20 protein-coding genes and 2 riboswitches are annotated in these 22,985 nt (G+C 43.3%); of the genes, 3 read left to right on the top strand and 17 right to left on the bottom strand.

The genetic code is table 11. The features are described from left to right. Positions 1-435: 435 nt before the first annotated feature. The 13 genes from ptsG to DH10bf12_RS08985 all read right to left on the bottom strand — a co-directional run bounded on the left by ptsG (position 436) and on the right by DH10bf12_RS08985 (position 17,365). The gene (gene ptsG / locus DH10bf12_RS09045) at positions 436-2,508 is read right to left on the bottom strand and encodes a glucose-specific PTS transporter subunit IIBC (protein WP_471738165.1); all 2,073 of its coding nucleotides are present in this window, start codon (positions 2,506-2,508) and stop codon (positions 436-438) included. A gap of 138 nt (positions 2,509-2,646) precedes the next feature. Continuing rightward, positions 2,647-3,483, bottom strand: a complete 837-nt coding sequence (gene glcT / locus DH10bf12_RS09040; RefSeq protein ID WP_471738164.1) for a glucose PTS transporter transcription antiterminator GlcT — start codon at positions 3,481-3,483, stop codon at positions 2,647-2,649. A gap of 76 nt (positions 3,484-3,559) precedes the next feature. Continuing rightward, positions 3,560-4,897: an NCS2 family permease gene (locus DH10bf12_RS09035; protein WP_471738163.1), complete on the bottom strand. Its 1,338-nt coding sequence runs from the start codon at positions 4,895-4,897 to the stop codon at positions 3,560-3,562. 100 nt (positions 4,898-4,997) lie between these two features. After that, a riboswitch (purine riboswitch) is annotated at positions 4,998-5,099 on the bottom strand. A 79-nt stretch (positions 5,100-5,178) separates the two neighbouring features. Then, positions 5,179-6,732: a glutamine-hydrolyzing GMP synthase gene (gene guaA, locus DH10bf12_RS09030; protein ID WP_471738162.1), complete on the bottom strand. Its 1,554-nt coding sequence runs from the start codon at positions 6,730-6,732 to the stop codon at positions 5,179-5,181. Between the two features lie 345 nt (positions 6,733-7,077). Beyond that, positions 7,078-7,179, bottom strand: a riboswitch (purine riboswitch). A 38-nt stretch (positions 7,180-7,217) separates the two neighbouring features. Then, positions 7,218-9,431 carry a DUF4129 domain-containing transglutaminase family protein gene (locus tag DH10bf12_RS09025; RefSeq protein ID WP_471738161.1) on the bottom strand — a complete coding sequence of 738 codons (2,214 nt, stop codon included), beginning with the start codon at positions 9,429-9,431 and terminating at the stop codon, positions 7,218-7,220. Next, positions 9,428-10,633 (bottom strand): DUF58 domain-containing protein, encoded by a 1,206-nt coding sequence (locus tag DH10bf12_RS09020; protein ID WP_471738160.1) that lies wholly within the window; start codon positions 10,631-10,633, stop codon positions 9,428-9,430. Before DH10bf12_RS09020 ends, DH10bf12_RS09025 begins: the two co-directional genes overlap by 4 nt. Beyond that, complete coding sequence (locus DH10bf12_RS09015; protein ID WP_471738159.1) at positions 10,633-11,577, bottom strand: AAA family ATPase; 945 nt, start codon at positions 11,575-11,577, stop codon at positions 10,633-10,635. The genes DH10bf12_RS09020 and DH10bf12_RS09015 overlap by 1 nt, the downstream gene beginning before the upstream one ends. Positions 11,578-11,824: 247 nt before the next feature. Further along, positions 11,825-12,652 (bottom strand): ammonia-dependent NAD(+) synthetase, encoded by an 828-nt coding sequence (nadE, locus tag DH10bf12_RS09010; protein WP_471738158.1) that lies wholly within the window; start codon positions 12,650-12,652, stop codon positions 11,825-11,827. A gap of 18 nt (positions 12,653-12,670) precedes the next feature. Beyond that, positions 12,671-14,149: a nicotinate phosphoribosyltransferase gene (locus DH10bf12_RS09005; RefSeq protein ID WP_471738157.1), complete on the bottom strand. Its 1,479-nt coding sequence runs from the start codon at positions 14,147-14,149 to the stop codon at positions 12,671-12,673. A gap of 20 nt (positions 14,150-14,169) precedes the next feature. Beyond that, complete coding sequence (locus tag DH10bf12_RS09000; protein ID WP_471738156.1) at positions 14,170-14,721, bottom strand: cysteine hydrolase family protein; 552 nt, start codon at positions 14,719-14,721, stop codon at positions 14,170-14,172. Positions 14,722-14,842: 121 nt separating this feature from the next. After that, positions 14,843-15,862: an STAS domain-containing protein gene (locus DH10bf12_RS08995; protein WP_471738155.1), complete on the bottom strand. Its 1,020-nt coding sequence runs from the start codon at positions 15,860-15,862 to the stop codon at positions 14,843-14,845. Positions 15,863-16,005: 143 nt separating this feature from the next. Then, positions 16,006-16,623: a protein kinase family protein gene (locus tag DH10bf12_RS08990; RefSeq protein WP_471738154.1), complete on the bottom strand. Its 618-nt coding sequence runs from the start codon at positions 16,621-16,623 to the stop codon at positions 16,006-16,008. Positions 16,624-16,741: 118 nt separating this feature from the next. After that, complete coding sequence (locus DH10bf12_RS08985; protein ID WP_471738153.1) at positions 16,742-17,365, bottom strand: flavodoxin family protein; 624 nt, start codon at positions 17,363-17,365, stop codon at positions 16,742-16,744. A gap of 116 nt (positions 17,366-17,481) precedes the next feature. On the opposite strand from DH10bf12_RS08985, the gene DH10bf12_RS08980 reads away from it, so the two are divergent. Beyond that, positions 17,482-18,000 (top strand): DUF3231 family protein, encoded by a 519-nt coding sequence (locus DH10bf12_RS08980; protein ID WP_471738152.1) that lies wholly within the window; start codon positions 17,482-17,484, stop codon positions 17,998-18,000. A 151-nt stretch (positions 18,001-18,151) separates the two neighbouring features. Then, positions 18,152-18,994 (top strand): STAS domain-containing protein, encoded by an 843-nt coding sequence (locus DH10bf12_RS08975; RefSeq protein ID WP_471738151.1) that lies wholly within the window; start codon positions 18,152-18,154, stop codon positions 18,992-18,994. Positions 18,995-19,222: 228 nt separating this feature from the next. On the opposite strand, the gene DH10bf12_RS08970 is transcribed toward DH10bf12_RS08975, so the two are convergent. Both DH10bf12_RS08970 and DH10bf12_RS08965 read right to left on the bottom strand, forming a co-directional pair. Further along, positions 19,223-19,996 carry an HAAS domain-containing protein gene (locus DH10bf12_RS08970; protein ID WP_471738150.1) on the bottom strand — a complete coding sequence of 258 codons (774 nt, stop codon included), beginning with the start codon at positions 19,994-19,996 and terminating at the stop codon, positions 19,223-19,225. After that, positions 19,983-20,330 (bottom strand): PadR family transcriptional regulator, encoded by a 348-nt coding sequence (locus DH10bf12_RS08965; RefSeq protein ID WP_471738149.1) that lies wholly within the window; start codon positions 20,328-20,330, stop codon positions 19,983-19,985. Before DH10bf12_RS08965 ends, DH10bf12_RS08970 begins: the two co-directional genes overlap by 14 nt. Positions 20,331-20,532: 202 nt before the next feature. Between DH10bf12_RS08965 and DH10bf12_RS08960 the strand changes: the two genes are divergently transcribed. Continuing rightward, positions 20,533-21,786 carry a YeeE/YedE family protein gene (locus DH10bf12_RS08960; protein WP_471738148.1) on the top strand — a complete coding sequence of 418 codons (1,254 nt, stop codon included), beginning with the start codon at positions 20,533-20,535 and terminating at the stop codon, positions 21,784-21,786. A gap of 46 nt (positions 21,787-21,832) precedes the next feature. On the opposite strand, the gene DH10bf12_RS08955 is transcribed toward DH10bf12_RS08960, so the two are convergent. Both DH10bf12_RS08955 and DH10bf12_RS08950 read right to left on the bottom strand, forming a co-directional pair. Then, a complete protein-coding gene (locus tag DH10bf12_RS08955) occupies positions 21,833-22,771 on the bottom strand; it encodes an arsenic resistance protein (RefSeq protein WP_471738147.1) in 939 nt (312 codons plus the stop codon). A gap of 19 nt (positions 22,772-22,790) precedes the next feature. Further along, positions 22,791-22,982, bottom strand: coding sequence for a hypothetical protein (locus tag DH10bf12_RS08950; RefSeq protein ID WP_471738146.1), 192 nt, complete (start codon positions 22,980-22,982; stop codon positions 22,791-22,793). Positions 22,983-22,985: the final 3 nt, after the last annotated feature.

Below are 22,985 nucleotides of genomic sequence, written 5' to 3'. Positions count from 1 at the left end.
CATTGTCTTTTTTGTTCGAAAAAGACTTAAAATCTTAAAACGTTGACGTTTGGTTGTTTAGTTTTCAAGGTTCAAATGCTTCTTGTTGAAGCGCGTCTCTCGTAAGCGACTTGATTATCATATCATGGTGGTCGATATCTTGTAAAGCCTTTTTGAAATCTTTTTTAATTTCTTTTTCATCACCCTATTAGGAACGATAAAAAAAGGAAAATAAAAAAGCCTTAGCGATCATCTTAAAATCTCCGCCTCTTCAAAAGAGAACTTTACTAATCTATCACACCTCCACGAAATGAGTCAATGCTTTAAGAGCAGTTCAATTATATAATTTAATTCAGAATATTACAATACCTTTCAAAAAAATAATTTAAGTTTTTTCTGAACCCCACCCAAACAAAAAATGCCGCACCGGTTTTTACAGCCGGCACGGCATTTTTATTATTTTACTTCTATTATAGAAGCATCTCCTCTGCTTACTTTCGTTTTCTTCACTTCTACAACTTCGCCATTCATTAAGTTTGTAAAAACAATAGGCGTAATTGTTGAAGGAACCTGACCTTTAATTGCATCAAGATCTGCTTCTAGCAGGAGATCACCGGCTTTCACCTGGTCTCCTTCATTTACATGAACAGTAAATCCTTCACCTTTTAATTTAACCGTATCAATTCCGAAGTGGATCAGAATCTCCTGCCCCTGATCGGACTCAATTCCAATCGCGTGTTTTGTTGGAGACACGTTTACGATTTTTCCATTGACCGGAGAATGAACGATTCCGTCTGTCGGATTAATCGCGAATCCATCACCCATCATTTTGCCTGAGAACACCTGATCAGGTACCTCAGTAATCGATACAGCTTCACCATTTAACGGAGAAACAAAGTCACTAAGCACTGCTACATCATTTTTGATTGCAGTTGCTGCTGTTTCTTCAATTTCTTTTTCTACTTCTTTTTCAGCATCAACTTTAACCGGTCTTGGCGTTTTGCCTTCCATAATATCCTTCATCTGATGTCTTAAGCTGTCAGAGCGCGGACCGAAAATGGCCTGGATATTGTTACCGATCTCAAGTACACCTGATGCACCAAGATGCTTCAGTTCTTTTTTATCAACCTTTGATGGCTCGTTCACCTGTACGCGAAGACGCGTGATACATGCATCAAGGTTTGCGATGTTTGAAGCTCCACCCATCGCATCAAGGATGTCGTGTGGAAGATCTGATTTCGAAGAAGCTGCGCGATTGCTGTCAGTACCTTCTTCTTCCTTCTCACGGCCTGGTGTTGCCAGGTTGAATTTACGGATCGCAAAGCGGAATCCGAAGTAGTAGATGACTGCGAATACTGCACCTACCGGCAGTACAAGCCACCAGTTTGTCTGTGAGTTTAATGCCCCGAATAATAGAAAGTCAATTAGACCACCAGAGAATGTCATACCGATTTTCACATCAAGTAAATGCATAGTCAGGAATGAAAGACCAGCAAATACCGCGTGTACTGCAAACAGGATTGGTGCAACAAATAGGAATGCAAATTCAATTGGTTCAGTAATACCTGTCAGGAATGACGTCAGCGCAGCTGAACCCATAATTCCTGCAACAAGCTTTTTCTTTTCAGCACGCGCCTCATGATAAATTGCAAGCGCTGCTGCCGGAAGACCAAACATCATAAAAGGATACTTACCAGTCATAAACGTACCTGCAGTCAGATCCTGAACATTATCACGAATCTGAGCCTGGAAGATTGAGTTATCTCCACGAACTGTCTCACCTGCTGCGTTTACATAAGTACCAAATTCAAACCAGAACGGCGTATAGAAAATGTGGTGCAGACCAAAAGGAATTAACGCACGTTCAATGACACCGAACACAAATGCTGAAATAGCAAGGTTTGAATTCAGCATCAGGTTTGAAAATGCATTTAGCCCTTCCTGTACCACAGGCCAGACAAAGATCATTACTAGACCTAATAAAACTGCTGAAGCAGCTGTTACAATCGGAACAAATCGCTTACCGGCAAAGAATCCAAGGTAAGTAGGCAGTTCGATATTAAAGAAGCGGTTATACATATAAGCGGCAAGCGCACCAACGATAATACCACCAAATACCCCGGATGAAAGTGTTGGAATCCCGAGCATTAGTGTATAGGCAGGATCTACACCCTCACCTGTTACATCACTAAGTTCCAGACCCAGTGCTGTACCCATCGTGGCATTCATAATCAGGTAACCAACGATCGCTGCAAGTCCGGCAACGCCATCACCGCCAGCAAGACCAATCGCTACCCCTACTGCAAATAGTAATGGAAGATTGTCAAAAACAATTCCACCCGAGTTCTCCATGACACTTGCTACCATGACAATCCAGTCACTTGTCAGGAATGGCGCAAGGTTTGTCAGCGTTTCATTTTGCAATGCGTTACCGAATGCTAATAGCAGACCGGCAGCAGGCAAAATCGCAACTGGCAGCATAAGTGCTTTACCAATCTTCTGAAGCTGACCAAAAAACTTCTTAAACATACTGTTTCCTCCTTTTTGTGTTACGCAGCAAACAAAAAAGGCATGAGTAAAAGAAGAGCGTGTGGGTACACGTGTCCCGTTCAAACGGAACATTCTTCATTTACTCATGCCTGATCGTATCAGTAACACGTAAATGTATTATTTCATTTTAGTCTGAATACGCTGCAGGTGCATCGTCAAATAGACAGCTTCTGCGTCATATACAGGTTTTTTTAATGTTTGCTGCATAATTTTTATCAGTTTCCATGAAAGATTATAGCACATCGGATATTCTTCTTTCAATAGCAAAGCGATTTTTTCCGGCTCATCAACTTTTTCACCTCTGACAACCCGTTCCACTGTATAACGCAGATGTCTGACAAGCCTCATATAATCAATACTTTCTTTATCAAGCTGAACGTCAAATTGCGTTTCGATCAGCTGGACGAGTCTGCCGATCAACTGGGAATGAGAGTTCACTTCGTGTACATTGCGGTTCAGCATCGCACTATGTATATGCAGTGCAATGAAACCAATTTCCCCTTCCGGAAGATAAATATGCGCTCTGTCATTAATCAATTCAACGACTTCTTTTGCAATTTCATATTCATATGGATAAAGCGCTTTCGTCTCTAAAAGAAAAGGATTTGAAATAGACATGCCTCTCATCAGCCGGTTTACTGCAAAGATAAGGTGGTCTGTTAATGCGACATGTATATGCTCATTTAAAAACGTCTGAGTACGCTCACGAATCAGTTCAATTGAGGAAATGATCACCTTCAGAAGATCATCTTCAACGTAAGGAAGCAGTTTTTTAAACTGGTCCTGTTCCTTTTCATCACGGAGCACAAAGAGCTTTTCAACATCCTGCTCGCTGATGGTCGATTGCGTCTGCCGTTTAAAGCCGATCCCTTTGCCGATCATGACAACTTCTGAGCTATTCAATTCAGCAATCAACACGTTATTATTAAGTATTTTTTTCACTACATAGCTCACGTTTATCACATCCGCCCGTTTGTTTTGATTTAAAAAAGAGCCGTCCAGATAAACCGGAAACAGCTCTTTTAGCTTATTACGAAAGGAAGATGAAGTAAAGTACAAAGATTACAAATAACGCGTACATGACAGGGTGAATCTGCTTCCCTCTGCCCATGACAAGCATTGTAATTGGATAAAAGATAAATCCGATTGCGATACCGGAAGCAATACTGTATGTCAGCGGCATTGTAATAATTGTCAGAAATGCCGGTACTGCGATTTCGAATCGAGCCCAGTCAATTTTACCGAGTGCTGAGACCATCAGTACACCAACAATGATTAAGGCCGGTGCCGTAACTGCGCTTGTGATTACTTCTAATAAAGGAAAGAAGAAAATAGATAAGATAAATAGCACTGCTGTTACAACTGAAGCAAAACCTGATCGAGCACCAGCTGCTACTCCAGCAGACGATTCGATATAAGATGTTGTTGTTGATGTCCCCAGTACTGCACCGAATACAGTCGCTGTTGAATCAGCGAAAAGTGCACGGTTTGCACGCGGAAGCTTGCCGTCTTTCATCAGACCGGCCTGATTCGTTACTGCAACAAGCGTTCCTGCTGTATCAAAGAAGTCTACGAAAAGAAAAGTTAAGATAACAACTAACAATTGAATCGTAAATAGATCACCAGGACTTGAGAAGATCGGTTCAAGCGCTGCCCCAAATGTTGGTGCCAGACTTGGTGGCGTCGGATCAATTACACCACTTGGACGATCAATCAGTCCAACGACCATACCAACAATAGCAGTGATTACGATACCAAAGAAAATGCCACCTTTGATTTTACGCGTCATTAGAATAACAGTAATAAAAATACCAAACACTGCAAGAAGTGTATTACCATTTGTCAGATCTCCAAGTGCCACAAGCGTTGCATCATTTCCAACGATAATGCCTGCGTTTTGAAAACCAACAAACGTAATGAAAAGACCAATCCCAGCTCCAACTGCAAACTTTAATTCATTTGGAATGGCGTTAATGATTCTTTCCCGTACACCCGTTACAGTTAATACCATAAAAATAAGTCCAGAGAACAAAACGCCTGTCAAAGCTGTCTGCCACGGGATTTCCTGCGTCAGGATGACTGAGTAAGCAAAGAATGCATTTAATCCCATACCCGGCGCCAGCGCAATTGGATACCTTGCGAGCACACCCATAACAAGTGAACCGATCGCAGCAGCAAGTGCAGTAGCGACAAATACTGCTCCGTAATCCATTCTCATCGAATCAGGGAGCCCTTCTATATCTGCGAGCGTCAGCGTTAACGGGTTAACGACCAGGATATAAGCCATCGCAAGGAACGTTGTTAATCCCCCGATGAACTCACGCTTGTAATTCGTGTTTAATTCTTCAAACTGAAAATACTTCTTCACGACTGTTCCCTCCGAAAAAATACGAAGTATAACGAAAAAATCCCCGAGCGCACACTCGTCGCTCAGGGATGACTAAAAAGGGTTGAGAAAAGTTCATAGAGAACCTTTAAAAAACCTGCGTAGTCAAGCTATTTACGGCAGCTTGGTAGAGACTTTCGGGCCATATCCCCGACGTTATACGACGAAAAATTATTTATTTGATGCTGTTATTGTATCAGTGCCACTTTGAGGCGTCAATATAAAATACGAACATTATCAATTAAAATTAATGGTAATATTCGTTATTCCCATTCGATTGTGCTTGGTGGCTTACTCGTTACGTCATACAGTACGCGGTTAATTGAATTCACTTCATTTACAAGGCGGACTGAGATCTTTTCAAGCACATCCCACGGAATTCTTGCCCAGTCAGAAGTCATACCGTCGATTGACGTAACTGCACGGATACCAATTGCATAATCGTACGTTCTTGCATCACCCATTACACCTACGCTTCTAATGTCAGGTAATACAGTGAAGTACTGCCAGATATCACGGTCAAGACCGGCCTTTTTGATTTCTTCGCGCAGAATATGATCTGATTCACGTACGATCTCAAGCTTTTCTTCTGTGATTTCACCAAGGACACGAATACCCAGACCCGGTCCAGGGAAAGGCTGACGCCAAACGATTTCATCAGGAATACCAAGCTCACTTCCAAGTGCACGGACTTCATCTTTAAAAAGTGTATTCAGAGGCTCAATCAGCGTGAACTGCATATCCTCCGGAAGACCACCTACATTGTGGTGAGATTTAATTGTCTGCGCAGTTGCAGTACCACTTTCAATAATATCTGTATAAAGCGTACCCTGTGCAAGGAAATCAATACCATCAAGCTTTGTCGCTTCATCGTCAAACACATAAATAAATTCATTACCAATAATTTTACGCTTCTGCTCAGGGTCAGATACACCCTTCAGCTTATTCATGAAACGGTCCTGCGCATCGACTTTAATCACGTTCATATTAAAGCCGTCAGCAAATGTCTTCATGACACTATCGGCTTCACCTTTACGAAGGAGACCGTGATCAACAAAGATACATGTCAGCTGATCCCCGATTGCTTTATGGATCAGTACAGCTACAACTGAAGAGTCAACCCCGCCGCTTAGTGCACAAAGCACCTGGCGATCGCCGACTTCCTGACGGATCTTTTCGAGTTCAATTTCAATAAAGTTTTCCATTGACCAGTCACCTGTACAGCCACATGCGTCAAATACAAAGTTTCTGAGCATGTCGTTACCGTATTCAGAGTGACGTACTTCAGGGTGGAACTGTACTGCATAAAGCTTCTGCTCATCGTTGCTGATTGATGCAACCGGGCATGAAGGATTTGTCGCAACCACGTCAAATGACGGCGGCGCTTCAACAACAAGGTCTCCGTGACTCATCCATACTGATTGTGTAAGCGGCAGATCCTTAAACAGACCCTTTGCTTCCTGAACCTGAATATCCGCCTTACCATATTCACGATTTCTTGCCTTTTCAACCTTCCCGCCAAAGTGCATTGTCATCAGCTGCATACCATAGCAGATACCGAGCACAGGGATACCAAGGTCAAAAATACGCTCATCCGCACGGAATGAATTCTCATCATATACAGAATTCGGACCGCCTGAGAAAATAATACCTGAAGGATTCAGTTCCTTAATTTCCTCTGCAGTAATGGTATGTGGATGTAATTCACTATACACACCGAACTCACGGATACGGCGCGTGATTAACTGATTATATTGACTTCCAAAATCGAGTACAACGATCATTTCCTGATCCTGCATTTCTTCTTTACCTAGCATGGATGGTCACCTCATTCAATTATTTTAAACCTAACCTTTTACACCTTCAAAAAAGAAAAAACGCCTGTACGAAAAAGAGTCATCCTCTTCTTCCCTTCAAGCGTTTTAACAAGGCGGTCTTTATCAAAAGTAATATGTACATGGAATGTATCAACCTGCACATCTCTTACTATTAATTTTTAAGATTATCTTCATATTTGCACCGTTGACCGTAGCGTAAGGCGGCGACTCCAATGGGAGAAGACGGACAGGTGAGACCCCGCAAGCGGAGCTGAGGAGGCTCACCGTCGTCCCCGTGGAAAGCGTCCGCCTGAAGCGCAGGTCAACAGACAAATTATCAAAGATATCTTAAAAGACCGCCTCCATAGTCAGACCATTTATGGTGATCCGGTAGAAACATCCGACCCATATTATCGGACATATATGAAGGGGTATTATGAAGCTGTCATTAATTTTCACCATTTTAACGCCTTGCTCATGCCCGGTCAACCGGTTGTCTTTTTAATTAAATCTTCCCACAATTCACGCATATTCGACCATTTATCTTTCGGGTCTTCACTCCGGTATAAAATCCGCTCATATTGATCCGTTAATTTACTCATTTCATGCGTACCGAAGAAGTTATCCACTTCTCTTGCATACGATCTTAGCGTCTGGGTTTCTTTTCTGCGAAGCCCGTAACGTTTCAGCTGTTTCAAAAGAGAAGCGTAGGCTTTCGGATACACTTCACTGCCGTTTTGTGAACGGTAGTAGCGGATCAGGACATACGGCATCCAGCGGTTTCTTCTCCGGTAAAAGACAGTTCCAGTGATCGCCAGTAAAACACTGACTAAAAACAACATCATCCGGTTCTCCGCAACAAAGTTTCTGAATGCTTCAAGTCCACCCTGTCCTGATGATCCATCATCATCCACACTTCCTCCAGCAGCCGTATCTTCCTCAAGTGGTTCCGGCACTTCCGGTTCAGGCGTTTCCGCTTCCTCCGGCGTCTCAGGTGTGTCAGTTTCTGAATCAATGTCAAGATCATAGTTTAGAGAAATGTTATTTGAAAAAGATACAGTGGGCTCAAACGGCACCCAGCCGATTTCAGGGAAAAACACTTCAACCCACGAGTGTGCATTATTATTCGTCACTTCATAGACCGAACGGCCGTCTCCGAAGTTTTCAATCACTTCTCCACCTGTATACCCTTTTACCCAGCGGGCAGGGATATCGATTGAACGGAGCATGACGACCATTGATGTTGAGTAGTTGTCACAATAACCGCGCTGCGTTTCAAAAAGAAATTGATCGACATAATCTTCATCGCCCTCAGGTACCGGCACATCCTCCTGCTCATAGATGAATCCGCTTCTTGAAAAATAGCCTTCAACCGCTTTTGCTTTATCGTACCAGTTATCTTCACTTTCAGTGATATCAATCGTCAGCTCGCGGATTCTCTCCGGCAGGTTTTCAGGCAGCTGAAGATATTGCTCCATTGAAGGTGAGCCCTGGCCAAGGCCGGTTGTATTCCGCAGGGCCTGAAGACTGTATCTCGGCTCACGGAATTCCCATTCATATTCACCAAGTTCCGTTACTTCCCCGCCTTCGAAAGAAGTAATTTTCTCACTCACAGGGTTAAAGCGTAACTCGTCGGCGTCTGCATTCACGACCTGATCAGGCGCATAAGGGTAAACAAGGTGATCATATGTCAGATCCACGTCAATTGACACAGTCTGCGTTTCCGACTCTTCATCAATATCTGACAAGGATAACGGTACCGGTTCGTCTACAGCAAAAGGTGCCAGGCTATCCGCCTCCCGGGATTGCTCCCATCCTTTTCCTGTATACGTATCCTTCGTTTCGATCCGCCAGTATTGATCTCCTTCCACTGTTGCTTCGAAAACTTTTGTCTCATCGCCTATAAAGGATCCACCAAGCTCAGAGTCATCCACCCCATAACCGAGGCGGTTTGCTCCACCTGTTCCCGAACCAGCCCCATCACCAAAAGAGGTAATAAACGGTACCGGATCCGGCCACACAGGCTCTGATTTTGGCGCAGCGTAGGCTGCAGCAGAACTAAAAGCAATCAAAATCGCCAGCGGCAACAGCCATCTTTGAACCTGATTCATCGAAAGTGTAATCCGCTCCTGATCCGCCATTCTTTGCAGGCCAAGCAAACCAAGTAGTAAAAACCCGAATAGAATGACTCTCACAATGGCCATACTGCCATCGTACGGGCTGAATGTATCCAAAATCGTAATATAGATAACTGTGAATAAATAAAACAAAAACATCTGCTTACGAATCGCAAGCCAGTAATTCATCAGATAAGCTGTCAGCCATAATAATACGAAAAATAACAGACTGCGAAACAGATCTGATACTGCGCCCCAGTCCTGCTGGACGGTCATGACAACACTTTCACCAACTGATGAAGTAAAGTCTCCAACCCATTCCCCTTCGCCTATCAATGGGACATCAAAATATAGAGACTGCAGGACAACGACGATAAAAATTGTTTTTATTGCCCCGGAAATAATCCAGTTTACTTCAAAATAATACAACAGGAGTGACAGGCCTGCGAAAATCACAAAAAAATGTACATTTGCTGTTTCTGTAATCTGTTCAACAGGTCTCAACCATTCCCATAAGAGGAAGAAGCTCAGCACGTACAAAATCAGCGTTGCTACATCGCTCCACCCAAATTCTGTTTTCATGCCTGCTTCACCTCCTTAAAGACAGATGCAAATTGACGTTTATCACATTCTCTCAAGACAATTCCTTTTGAAGCTGCCAGCCCGGCAAGCTGCCTGTGTTCCTGACTCAGCCTGACTGAAGGGTGCTTCACAAAAAGAATCATCGTAGCCTGACTGTTTTTTGACACCTTGCTGATCTCATCAATACTTTCTCTTGTCAGGTTAGATGTAATCAAAATCAGTGCAGACGTTTTTGAAATGTCGGCTGCGTTTTGTTTTAAGACCTTTTCAAAACTGCTTTCCTGATCAGGCTTCACTTTAGCAAGGTAATAATCAATCTGTTTCTGATGACTTTCTCCGCTTCTGAGCGGTGCAAATTGAACACCTTCCCCTTTTGAGAAGTATCCTGCCTGTGCACCTTTTCTGATCACACCTCTGATCACAGAGGCAGCAAGCACTACCATATCCTCAAAAGCCTGACTCGGCGTTCGGTCAAGGACGACCATTACATCATGTGATTTCCGCTCTTCGAATTCCTTCGTTTTTAAATCATTTGTACGGGCAAATGATTTCCAGTGGATCCATGAAACACGGTCCCCTGTCTCATAATCCCTCACACCGGTTACAAGCGTGGTATCCTGCTGAATCTTTACATTCGAAGATGACACGCCCTGATCAAACCTCGCCTGAAGCGGCTGGTAATCAAGTATGACATGAGAAGGATAGACCAGGATTGTCTGCTGCTGTTCAAGCCGGCTGGATTTCTGTACAAGACCGAGAAAATCACCCGTTTTCAGTTCGACACTTTCAAATGTGTGTTCACCTCTCGGGATATTCTGAATCTCATATTCTAAAACAATCTCTCTTTTAAACCATGGATGCACCAGTTTTTTTGCTGTGCGATCCTGCTGAAAAACATTCCCTTTGATATGTTCCTCTGCCACCAGATAAAAAAGAGGAAATGGTAATGTTCTTTTCAGGTGAATTCTGATTGCTACATTTGCTCCTGCCTTCAGCTCCCTCGATTTGATCACTCTGACGACATTAAAATCATTTAGCGGGTACACCATCATCATCAGTGAGTACAGACCGAACGGCAGGAAACTGTAAAATAGAAACCAGCTGACAAAACCGCCCTGAAACATGGCATATGAAAACGTTCCAACCAGCAGCACGGTTACAAGTAAAACCTTTGCAACGCTAAGCAGAATCTGGAGTTTCATCACTTTGCCATCCGCTGAACAGGTACTCTCGTCCGTGCGAGAATCCGTTCAATCACTTCTTCCGGTTCAATCCCCTCATATCTTGCCTCTGATTTAAGAATCATACGGTGTGAGAAGACATATGGTACAAGGAACTGGACGTCATCCGGCAAGACATAATCCCTTCCGTGCAGCATTGCATAAGCCTGACATGATTTCATCAGCGCAATTGACCCACGCGGACTGACACCAAGGTAGACATTGGCGTGATCACGTGTTTTCCCTGCAAGATCTACGATATATTCCTTAATCTTTTCATCTACAATTACTTTTTTTACTTCTTCCTGAAGATGCTGCAGTTCCTCAAGCGTAATGACCGGCTGCAGATCATCAATCGGCGGCGCGAACTGAAGACGATTCAGAACTTCCATTTCTTCTTTTGCATCCGGATAGCCCATCTGCATTTTCAAGAGAAAGCGGTCAAGCTGGGCTTCAGGTAGAGGATAAGTTCCCTCGTATTCAATCGGATTCTGGGTTGCCATCACGAAAAATGGCTTAGCCAGCTTGTGAGTAAACCCATCTACTGTTACACTGCCTTCTTCCATACTTTCAAGAAGTGAGGACTGTGTTTTTGGAGATGTACGGTTAATTTCATCCGCGAGTACGATATTCCCCATGATCGGCCCAGGACGGAATTGAAAGGTCATTTCCTTAGGGTTATAAATAGAAACACCAATTACATCTGAGGGAAGTAAATCCGGAGTAAACTGTATGCGGGTAAACTTCGCACCTACTGACTTGGCGAGCGCGCGTACCATCATTGTTTTTCCAACACCGGGGACGTCTTCAAGTAATACATGACCCTGGGCAAGCAGTGATACGAGGCTTAATTCAGCAACTGTTCTTTTCCCGATCATGACCCGCTCGATATTGTAAAGCACCTGTTCTAATTTCTGGTGATACATGGTATTCCCTCCCATTTCTAATTAAATTCTCTATACATGTAAGGCGGATTCCACCTTTATTCTGTGATAATAGACACTCTATTTAGAATAATAGAAATAAGTTCCACTTACAACTATCGGCACATGTCAGATATTCTGCCCATACAAAAACCGGGCTGAAGTGTTGCTTCTCCAGCCCGGTCATGAGAATCAGCAGGGCTAAAAAGAGGCTATTACCATTATGGACCAGCCTTGCTGAAACTAATCTTTATTTCCAAAAATCATCAAATACTGTAATTGGCATCTGACGCTTATGCTGCGTCTTCAGATAATGATTTTCGATTGTTTTTTGTGCATGCTCACTAACTTTCTTACCTTCAAGATAATCATCAATTTCGTCATAAGTGACACCCAGCGCTTCTTCATCAGCCACCTGTGGGCGGTCATCTTCAAGGTCTGCTGTTGGCGCCTTCATGTAAAGATGCTCAGGGGCACCAAGTTCTTTTAATAACTGTTTGCCCTGTCTTTTATTCAGCCTGAACAATGGCAGAATATCTGCACCGCCATCCCCGTGTTTTGTATAGAATCCAGTGATCGCTTCTGCCGGATGGTCAGTCCCGATGACGACCCCGTTACGCATCGCCGCAACAGCATATTGTGCTTTCATACGCTCCCGGGCTTTTTCGTTTCCTTTTACAAAATCACTCAGCTCAATGCCAGCTTCTGCAAGTGACTGCACGCTTGCATCGACAGCCGGCTTAATATTGATTCTCACTGTTTCATCAGCATTCATAAATGCAATGGCGTCTTTGGCATCCTGCTCATCTGCCTGCTCACCGTGTGGCAGTCTCAAAGCGATAAACGTATATTTCTTTGCGCCTGCCTCTTCATTTAACTCATTTACTGCCATTTGAGCCAGCGTTCCTGCGAGCGTAGAATCCTGTCCGCCTGATATGCCCAGCACAAAGGATGTCAGGAATGTATGCTTTTTCGCATAGTCCTTCAGAAAGTCAATACTGCGCCTGATTTCGTCTTTAGGATTAATCTCAGGTTTTACACTCATTTCATTTACAATCTGGTCCTGTAATGTTGCCACAAAGATCACCTCATAAATTTATTGTGCAGCCTGTGCATTCTTGACTGCCTGTTTTACTTCCTGGATGTTTCGCATCTTATTATCCCAGCATTTCTGACTGAGGTCGACCGGATACTCTTCGGGATTCATTGAACGCTTATATTCATCCCATAGCAGCCCAAGGTTCTCAGTAAGGTACTGTTTTATCTGCTCAGGTGTTGGCAGCTCATACTGAAGCTGTCCACCTTCAATGACTGTCTTGTGCAGATCACGCGCTTCAAAATTTGTGACAAACTTCGTGACGAATGTATGCACCGGATGGAACATTTTCAAATGATCTTCAGCCTGCGGATCTTCTCCTTCAAGCGTGATATAATCACCTTCTGATTTATTATTTACCCTGTTAATAATACGGTACACCCGTTTCATGCCGGGAGTTGTAACTTTTTCAGCGTTACTTGAAATTTTGATTGTATCAATCATTTCTCCGTCTGCATTTTCGATCGACACCAGCTTATAAACACCACCGAGCGCCGGCTGGTCATAGGCTGTAATCAGCTTTGTACCGATTCCCCAGATATCCACGACTGCACCCTGGGCTTTCAGATTCAGAATGGTATATTCATCAAGGTCATTAGACGCAATGATTTTCGCATCTTTAAAACCTGCTTCATCCAGCATTTTACGTGCTTCTTTTGATAAATAAGCAATATCACCGCTATCGAGGCGGATGCCTTTGAAGTTAATCCGGTCACCCATTTCCTTTGCTACAGCAATCGCTGCAGGAACGCCGGATTTAAGTGTGTTATACGTGTCGACAAGAAACACACAGTCTTTATGGGTTTGTGCATATTTCATGAACGCTGTATATTCATCGCGGTAAGCCTGAATCATTGCATGGGAATGCGTTCCTGCGATCGGCAAGCCAAACATTTTACCGGCACGGACGTTACTTGTAGCTGAAAATCCGCCAAGATAAGCAGCGCGCGTTCCCCAGATTGCTGCATCGAGTTCGTGCGCACGGCGTGTCCCGAATTCCATCAGCACTTCATCACCGACAACCTGTTTAATTCTCGAAGCTTTTGTTGCAATGAGTGTTTGATAGTTCACAATGTTAAGCAGCGCAGTTTCAATTAACTGAGCCTCAACAAGCGGCGCTTCAACACGCATAATTGGTTCATTGCCAAATACAAGCTCTCCTTCAACCATTGATCTTACAGTCCCGGTAAAGCGGAGATCTCTGAGGTATGCGATAAAGTTTTCTTCGTAGCCGGCTTCATTCTGTAAATACGTCAGATCTGACTCTGTAAACTTAAAGTTCGTTAAGTAATCCAGCGCTCTTTCAAGCCCTGCAAAAACCGCATATCCATTGCCAAATGGAAGTGATCTGAAGTAAAGATCAAAAACGGCAGTGCGCTCGTGCATGCCGTCCTCCCAGTATGTTTTTGCCATGTTGATCTGATAAAGGTCTGTATGCAGCATCAGACTGTCATCAGTGTAGTTGCCTAATGTATCCATAAACAATTAGCTCCTTACCGCTACTTTACTTCCGCACCAAGCGACGAAGCAAAATGATCAAGCGCCCACTCATGACCCGCCTGATTAAAGCTTGCTGCCGCATCCTTATGAATGACAATTTGAAAGCCTTTGTTATAAGCATCTACTGCTGTATGCAAGACACAGATATCTGTGCATACGCCAACGAGGTGCACTTCCGTAATGCCCCGTTCACGCAGGAGCTGCTCGAGATTTGTCCCGGCGAAAGCACTGTAACGTGTTTTATCTATATATATCACATTTTCATCACCTTGAATCATATCATAAAACTTCTGAAGCGCCCCATACAGATTTCTACCTTCCGTCCCGCGGATATTATGAGGGGGGAAAAGCTGTGTTTCAGGGTGATAAGGGTCTCCTTCTTCATGAAGATCGATTGCAAATACAACCAGGTCCCCGTGCTTGTGAAACTCACTTGTCAGACCGACCACTTCTTTTTCAATTGCCTGACCCGGCTCTCCACATGTTAATGCACCATCCGTTGCAACAAAATCATTCGTGTAATCAATATTAATCAAAGCACGTTTTGTCATCAGCTTAATCTCCTTTATGAAACAGATACTTCCATTTTAGCTTTACGTATGTAAAGACACAAGTCGCTTAACACAAAGCTGCCCCTACGCAAAAAGCTCCAGCAGACGCTGAAGCTTTACATCAGATAATTTGTTTACCCTGCTGACTGAGCGCATAGTAAATTCCATGCTGCAGTGTCTGGAAGCAGTGGAAATTAGAAATATTAATCCCTGACTCTGCTATTGTGATGCTGAGTTTCGCTGATAGTCCAACAAGCACAGTTTCCGTTCCAATCAGAGCTGCTGCACCGCTGATCTTTTCAAGCAGGCTCGTCGTCAGCTGATCAATATCGTCATCGAGTGCTGTTAAATCAAGCACAAGGTAGCTTGCCTGATAAGACGGCAGCTTGCTTAATGTATTATAGACCAGTTCTTCTGCCCGCTCCTGGTCATACTTACCGAGGAGCGGCACAACAACGACTCCTTCAAGAACCGGGATAATTGGAGAAGAAATCTGTTTGATCAGTTCTTTCAGATCTCTCGTTTTATCCTCGACCATCGCCTCAAGCTGCAGAATCTGCTGTGACTCTTTTTTTCTAGAAAGCGCATGAATATTTTCGCTGATTGTAACATTTGAAGGGAAATAGTCAATCACTGTCATTTCTGCCCCCGCAAGCTGGTCCTCTTTAATCTCAAACCATACATTTTGACCGAAGAACATACTAAAGATGCCTGCATAGTGGGCTGGCAGGAAATTCCCTCTCCGCTTCTTTCCCTGTGCTTTATTAATTTTATATTCCCAGCTGTCTTTTAACCTCACTCTTACTGTATTGGACTCAACGTCAAGGTCCTCAATATGCGCATAGCCCCAGCCTGCTGATGCATAAGTAGCCGTAATCATTTCAGCAGCCTCTTCAACACTAACATGCTTCAAATCCTCAAAATATTTTCCCACAACCGTTCCCTGCCTGAATCCAGCTGCCTCAAACACAAGCGTTGAAGCCTCTTCACCGGAAATTTCTTCAATTGTGTCGAAGAATTCTTTCATTGCACTGGTAATCCAGAATAAAACAGCGTCTTCCTGTTCGAAAAGGAATTTCCCTTTCGATATATCCCAGTCAAACTGTAGCCCGTCGATATTAATACTGTGATTATTTTTCATCAGATCACCTTTGCTATTATGTATTTAATCCTATGATTTTAATACTAACAAAGTTCAAATGTTTTCTCTAATCATACTTAATATGTCAGAATGAAATATTTCGACCTTATTTTCATCGGAAAGTCTAATCCTCGGGAAAAATGTCAGCTGTGCATTTTACTTACTGTTTTTTCCCATACATTTTTATATAGAAATGCGGCAGTATTTAAGACTACTGCAGGCATTTTTTTCGGAAAATAAGCTTTGTGATAGTATTTCCAGATCCTTTTTAAGTCTTCCCATTGCCGGTCATACATTTTTTCCTGTCTGAAACGCGCAAGATCAATCATCATAATATGTCCATCCGGCTTCAAAATAATATTGCGCAGGTGAACATCAGACGGTTTTAAGCCTCTATTTCTTGCTACTCCCAGTGCCTCATCCACTTCATCTATGTGCTTCTTTTCAATGGTGACACCTTCTGACAGACATTGAAAAAAGGTTTTCCCTTCAACATAATCAATGACCAGATAATGATCACCCGAATCATAGACAGTCGGATAAAATTCGCTTCCTGCGAGCAAATGATAGATCTCCGCTTCCTCTACAGCCGTTCTCTCGTGACCAGGAAAGAATACTTTCATGACCTTATCCTGATTCTTTATTTTAAATACTGCTGCACTTCTGCCAACGCCAATCAGTGAACACTCAGATGCAGCTTTTAATACCGTGTTATCATCGTTAAATCTGACGCTTTCAGCTAATCCGCTGTAATCCCTCACAAGATCAGCCCTCTCGTTTATCTTCTGCTGTGACTTTTTATTTTACAGTAAGAGTACTTCAGGCAGAAGCAGTTTATCCTGATATATAAAAAAAAAGCCCCCGCAGGAGCTTCATCTGTTACATTGTATTACCTTTAGCCGGGATCGGGTTCTCCTTTAACATCTTCGCAAGGTGGAGTGTGTTATAAGCAAGCATCTGAATATGTGATTGCGTAAACTCACTTTTATATCCTTCAGCTTCAATATAAGATGGTCCGGGTCCTGCTTCTCCTACCCAGTAAGCATCGACATTCGGTGGTACTGTAAAACCAATATGTGAGAGGCCGTACAATACTGAAGCTGCTGCCTGTTTTGCACCATCTTCATTTCCTGTGATCAGCACACCGCCGACTTTATTGTAATAAATCGCCTGCCCCTTATCATTTGTATCACCGCTGCCGCCGTAAAGTCTTTCCATTGCGATCGTCGCAAGACTGCTCTTTTCACCAACCCACAGTGGTGTTCCAATCATGACAATGTCTGCCGCTTTCACTTTTTCGTAAATCTCCGGCCACTGATCATTTCCACCCATGTCGGTATCAATCCCAAAAGCAATCTGGTAATCAGCAAGTCGCACGATCTCTACTTCAGCTTCTTCCTTCTCCAATATGTTTTTCACTTCTTTCGCCATGTATCCGGTATTCGACTCTTCATCTGATGACTTCAGTGATGCATTTAAAATAAGCGCTTTTATTTTATCCATTGTATCCCTCCAAAAATTTACTGTCCTCTTCTACCTACCCGAAACTGAATAGTTAAACCATTAAAGCGCATACTAGCCTTTGACTGATTCAGTCAATATTGCAAAGGGGGTTCATCATGGGAATTTTAAGTGGAGCACCTAAAAACGAACCGTTACACTACGGGGAAATCTACGGAGTCTGGTCTGCGCTGTTAAAAGCAAAGTCAGCGATTGCCGCAAATCAGACGCTCTTAAACCATGCCGGAGACCGTGAATTAAGACAGCTGATTGAAGAAGCGATCAAAATGGGACAGGGTGAAGCCCGCCAGCTTGAAGAGCTCTTGATCGAGCATCAGATTCAGGTCCCTCCATCACCACCTGCCCGGGCTAAGGCAAGTATTGATCAGATCCCGGATGGTGCACGTTTTCAGGACCCTGAAATTATCGCCTCCATGGCGGCAAGTACAGGGACAGCGATGACTGCTGACAGTCAGATGATCGCCCAATGCATTCGTGAAGACGTGGGACTGATGTTCGCACAATTTCACACAGAAAAAGTGGCATTTGCCGCAAAAACTCTTCGTCTCAGCAAGGAAAAGGGCTGGTTAATCCCGCCACCTCTTTATCAGATAAAAGAGATGGCACATCAGGGATAACAAGCGTAACTGCCTCAACTAAACGGTGTGCGCCGCTTAGTGAGGCAGTTTTATTTTATTTAAATTCTTTTGATGGATCAGTTTATGCTATTTTAATTAAGGGAATTGAATACTTTAGACTCCAGACTTTATACGTAGAAAGGACTCATATATGAATCAAATAAATACAGTTACTTTTAAAAATTTTGATGAAGCCGCGGATTCGATTTTAAAAATGATCGCCGGGATCCTGGATATCAATACGCTTTTCATTGCTAAAAATGATCGGCAGGTTAATGAAATTGTCAAAGTAATTAACAAAGATGAAGAGCTGCTTAAGACTGGTGAACAGATTCCATTTAAAGATACATATTGTAAAGTAAGTGTGGACCATGGAAATGAATTACTCCTGATTCCGGATATTACACTGGACGAAAAGACGAAGGGTCTTTCAGTGACACAAAACCTCGGCAGCGGCAGCTTTGTTGGCATTCCAATCTACTTTGCCGATGGAAAAAATTACGGTACAATTTGCGGCCTGGATACAAAGCCTTTTAATCTTAGCGAAGAGCAATTGGAACTTCTTGAAACGATGAGCTCTCTTCTATCTTACGTGCTTGAGCTTGACGGGGCACAAAAGCAGATTGATAACTTATCAGTGCCCATTGTTCCAATTACACAGGGTGTTGCGGTTCTGCCGATTATTGGCAGTATTAATGAGATCAGAGTTGGCAGAATCATCGAGCTGACACTGAACAGAAGTCAGGAGCTTGAGCTTGATCATTTAATTATTGATCTCTCCGGTATTATTGAAGTTGATGATCTGGTAATCGGTTCCCTGCTTAAAATTGTGAACCTGCTGAACCTGCTCGGTGTACATGCTGTTTTAACAGGAATCCGTCCCGAAACAGCTATGCAGGCGAATCAGTCACAGGTTGATATTACGAAGTTTGACGTTGAAACAAATCTTGAGCGTGCATTGATGAAGCTTGGCTTCCATCTGGAGAAAAAGTAAAAAAGTTCTCATCCTTTTATAAATTGGATGAGAACTTTTTTGTATGGATGAAAAGTCTATATTGAACGACGCATCCAATTACACGAAGTGGTGAGTCAATTAAGTAGCAGCATGATTCAATTATGAGTGCTCAAAAAAGCGATGATACATATAACTGGATCGATGAATCAATTATCCTCAGCCATGAGCCAATACCCACATCTGCACCCCAACCGTCCTGGGAAAAGATCAACCCGCAGCAGCATCAGCTTTTTTCATTTTCTTAACTGTATAGAAAAAATACAAACCAACCACTGCATAAGTCATCAGCAGACCCGTCATCAGTCTTGCTTCCAGACCCATTGATGTCATTCTGAGCAATAGCTCTGGCACATGAACAGCAGCAAGCATCACAGGCAGTACCGCCGTTTTTGCCCAGACAGAAACCCAAATCATGATCATAAGCAGAATCACGCCCACTGCCATACTTGCTGTTACACCTAATTCAATACCCGGGAATTCCGTATACATATCCCAAAATATCAGACCCATAAACAACACTGCATTAACAAAGATCGGAATCATAATTAAAAAGAACTCTTTAATCCTTGATACCTGCCTGCTTGCCGTATACTTAAAAATACCAAATACCAGCAGGATGAAAAGCAAACTGACGACAATACTGCCACCGATAAAAGCATAGCTGTAGCTTAGTTTCATGTTCTCCATTAACTGTCCGATGACTGAAAATGAAATCGCCCCGAAAATAATCAGCGGAATGTACTTAAACCAGGCTTTTATATCGAACTTCATTTCACCTGAGATCATTTCCATATATTCCTTCGGTGATTCACCGACTACCTGTTCAATCGGCTTACCGTTCTGCTCCGCTTCAGCCAGATGTACCTCAAGCTCTTCAGCAATTTCATTAATTTCTTCACTATTTTTACCCGATGAAAATAAATACAGCCTTAAGTCATCAATAAACCTGCGGCTTTCCTTTGATAATTCAGGCACTGTCATCACTCCCCTCTTTTGTCTCCTGCCTGATTGCTTCATTTACGCTTTTCTCAAGACGCTTCCATCTTTCAAGGAAGGCTTCAAGTTCTTCATGTCCCTTCTCAGTGAGAGAATAGTATTTCCTTTTTGGACCGGCTGTAGATGCTTTTTTCACTGAAGTGACCAGTCCCTCGCGTTGCATTCTCATGAGGAGCGGATAAATCGTTCCTTCACTCACTTCACCAAATCCGTATTCACTGAGCCGCTCTGCCATTTCATATCCGTATACTTCTTTCCCTCGAATAATCGCAAGCAGACAGCCGTCAAGGATCCCTTTCATCATTTGTGTCTGTGACATCTGCACCCCGCCATTTCATTATCTTGTATTACAAGGTATATAATTAATATACATTCCAGTATCTTGTAATGCAAGGTATTATTAAATATATTTTCCCAGGGATTATATTCCTGATCAACTTTAAAACTAATAAATTTACATTCCGATATCTACTGTGCTAAATTAATCCCTATCATACAAATAGGAATTGGAGGTTTTCACATTGACACAACAGGTTCAGGACACACCAAAAGGTTGGATACGCGGCCGAACAACGGTTGTAACAGACCTTGCACCAATGCAAAAGCCTATTGTAATTCTGGGTATTGTTGCTGCACTTATATTATTTTCAGTGATTGTTTACACAACTGATGCTGTTCAGGGAATCTTATTCATCGTTGGACTTGCCCTCGGACTAACATTACTCTACGCACGATTTGGATTTACCTCGGCATTCAGAAGGCTGATGGCAGTCGGAAATGCTCAGGGGATCCAGGCACATATGGTGATGCTCGCTGTTGCTTCAACGTTATTTGCCATTATTTTGAGTACCGGTTTCAGTTTCACCGGCGTGACGCCTGCTGGCTATGTATCTCCAGTCGGGGTCAGTGTGTTATTCGGTGCCTTTATCTTTGGGATTGGCATGCAGCTTGGAAGCGGCTGTGCGTCAGGGACACTGTATTCAGTAGGCGGCGGATCGTCTTCCATGATTCTGACGCTGATCGGATTTATTGCAGGTTCAGTAATTGGTGCCTATCACTTTACGTTTTGGATGGAGGAGACATGGGCACTTGAACCGTTTTCTCTTGCTGAATCTACTAATCTCGGATTCTTCGGTGCGTGGGCTGTTCAAATGGCACTCTTTGCTGCAATTTACTATGGACTGAAGTTTATTGCTACAAAGAAAAATGCGCCAGCGATGAAGCCTCTGCCGACAACGACAGGCTTTAAAAAAGTATTCCGCGGTGCATGGCCGCTCTTTACTGCCGCGATCATTTTAGCAGTGCTGAACGCTTTAACATTAACACTCCGAGGAAATCCATGGGGAATTACTTCTGCATTCGCACTATGGGGATCAAAGTTTCTTGAGCTGTTTGGAGTGGATGTCGCTTCATGGGGTTACTGGCAGGGTAATGCCGAGCAATTACAAAACTCTATTCTTGCTGATTCAACAAGCGTGATGAATTTCGGTATTATTATCGGTGCCTTTATTGCTGCCGCTGCAACCGGTGCATTTAAGCCTAAGAAAATCAAACCTGGTATTGCTGCCGGCTCGATCATCGGCGGACTGCTGATGGGCTACGGGGCGAGACTTGCTTTTGGCTGTAATATTGGCGCATACTTTGGTGGCATTGCATCATTCAGCCTTCACGGCTGGGTATGGGCTGTCATGGCGATGCTCGGTACAGGACTTGCATTGTTTATCAGACCAATTTTCGGATTAAAAAACCCGAAACCAAAAGATACATTGTGTTAATCAAGAAGCTCCCGGGGGGTTATTCACCTCCGGGAGCTTTTTGATATCAACGTCTGCTATTAGTTGTCACCAGTACTTTAGCTGTCAGTGCAAGCACCGGCAGCTCAATCAGCGGTCCAATCACCAGGATCAGCGCAATGAGTGGCTCATTCGGAAATGCAGCAACTGCAATCGCGAGTGCGAGCGGTGAGTTTCTTGCCAGGGTTGTCATTGTAAGACTTACTCTGTCTGCTGCAGGCAGTTTGCACACTTGTCCTGCTTTACGGCTGATGAAGAAGTTAACGATGAAAAAAATTGCGAGCGGTGGCAGGATCTGCAGAAATACCACTGTATTCTCAAGAAGCATGCCTCCCTGCGCTGCAAACATGGCAATAATGGCCAGTCCTAAAAACGCTACAGGAAGATTTTGCAGCAGATCAGATTGAAGCGAACGCTTTCCTGTTAATATTTTCTTCGTTAAGGCCGCTGCTGCAAACGGCACGAACAACACCCATATGATACCTTCAACCAGATAGGAAGCATCCACCGTTTCACCAGTTCCAAAAAATATCAACAAATAAACCGGCAGGAGGATCACCTGCAAAATCAGATTCAGCGGCAGAATTGATGCTGCGAGGGCTGTGTTCCCTTTTGCCACACCGGTAAAAACCAGATACCAATCTGTACATGGTGTGACCAGCAGCATGATCAGTCCGATCGCAAGTGCAGGCTGATCAGGGAAAAATACGATTGTCAGTATCCAGGCAAAAAACGGCGTCCATACAAAATTGATGAGTATCGTGCTCATGCTGAATATTTTGTTTTTAAATGAAGACTTTATATCTTTTAAAGGAATCTGCAAAAACGTCAGATAGATCATAAAAGCAAGAAGCGGCAAAATCAGCCCTTCTGCAATCGAACCGGCTCCGTTCAGCTGACTGAAAATCAATCCAATTACAACAGCTCCTAAAATAAAAAACGTATACAGTTTTTCAAACCATTTCATTTCAACTCACACCTGACCATTAAATCGAATCAAAACCATCCCTGAATACTCTTCCAAACAATCTAAGCAGCAAGTATACCAGACGAAACGGCAAAATGATCAGCTCCGGAACCCAGATCAGGATATCCGTCACGATGTCCCAAAAGCTGTACTTCCCTTCTTCTTTGCGCTTTTTTGATTTAGCTGCTTTATTCTCCCGCCACTTTTTCATGAC

It is taken from the genome of Jeotgalibacillus sp. 10bf12 (assembly GCF_055597105.1).
This window is presented reverse-complemented; position numbering and strand designations above follow the sequence as displayed.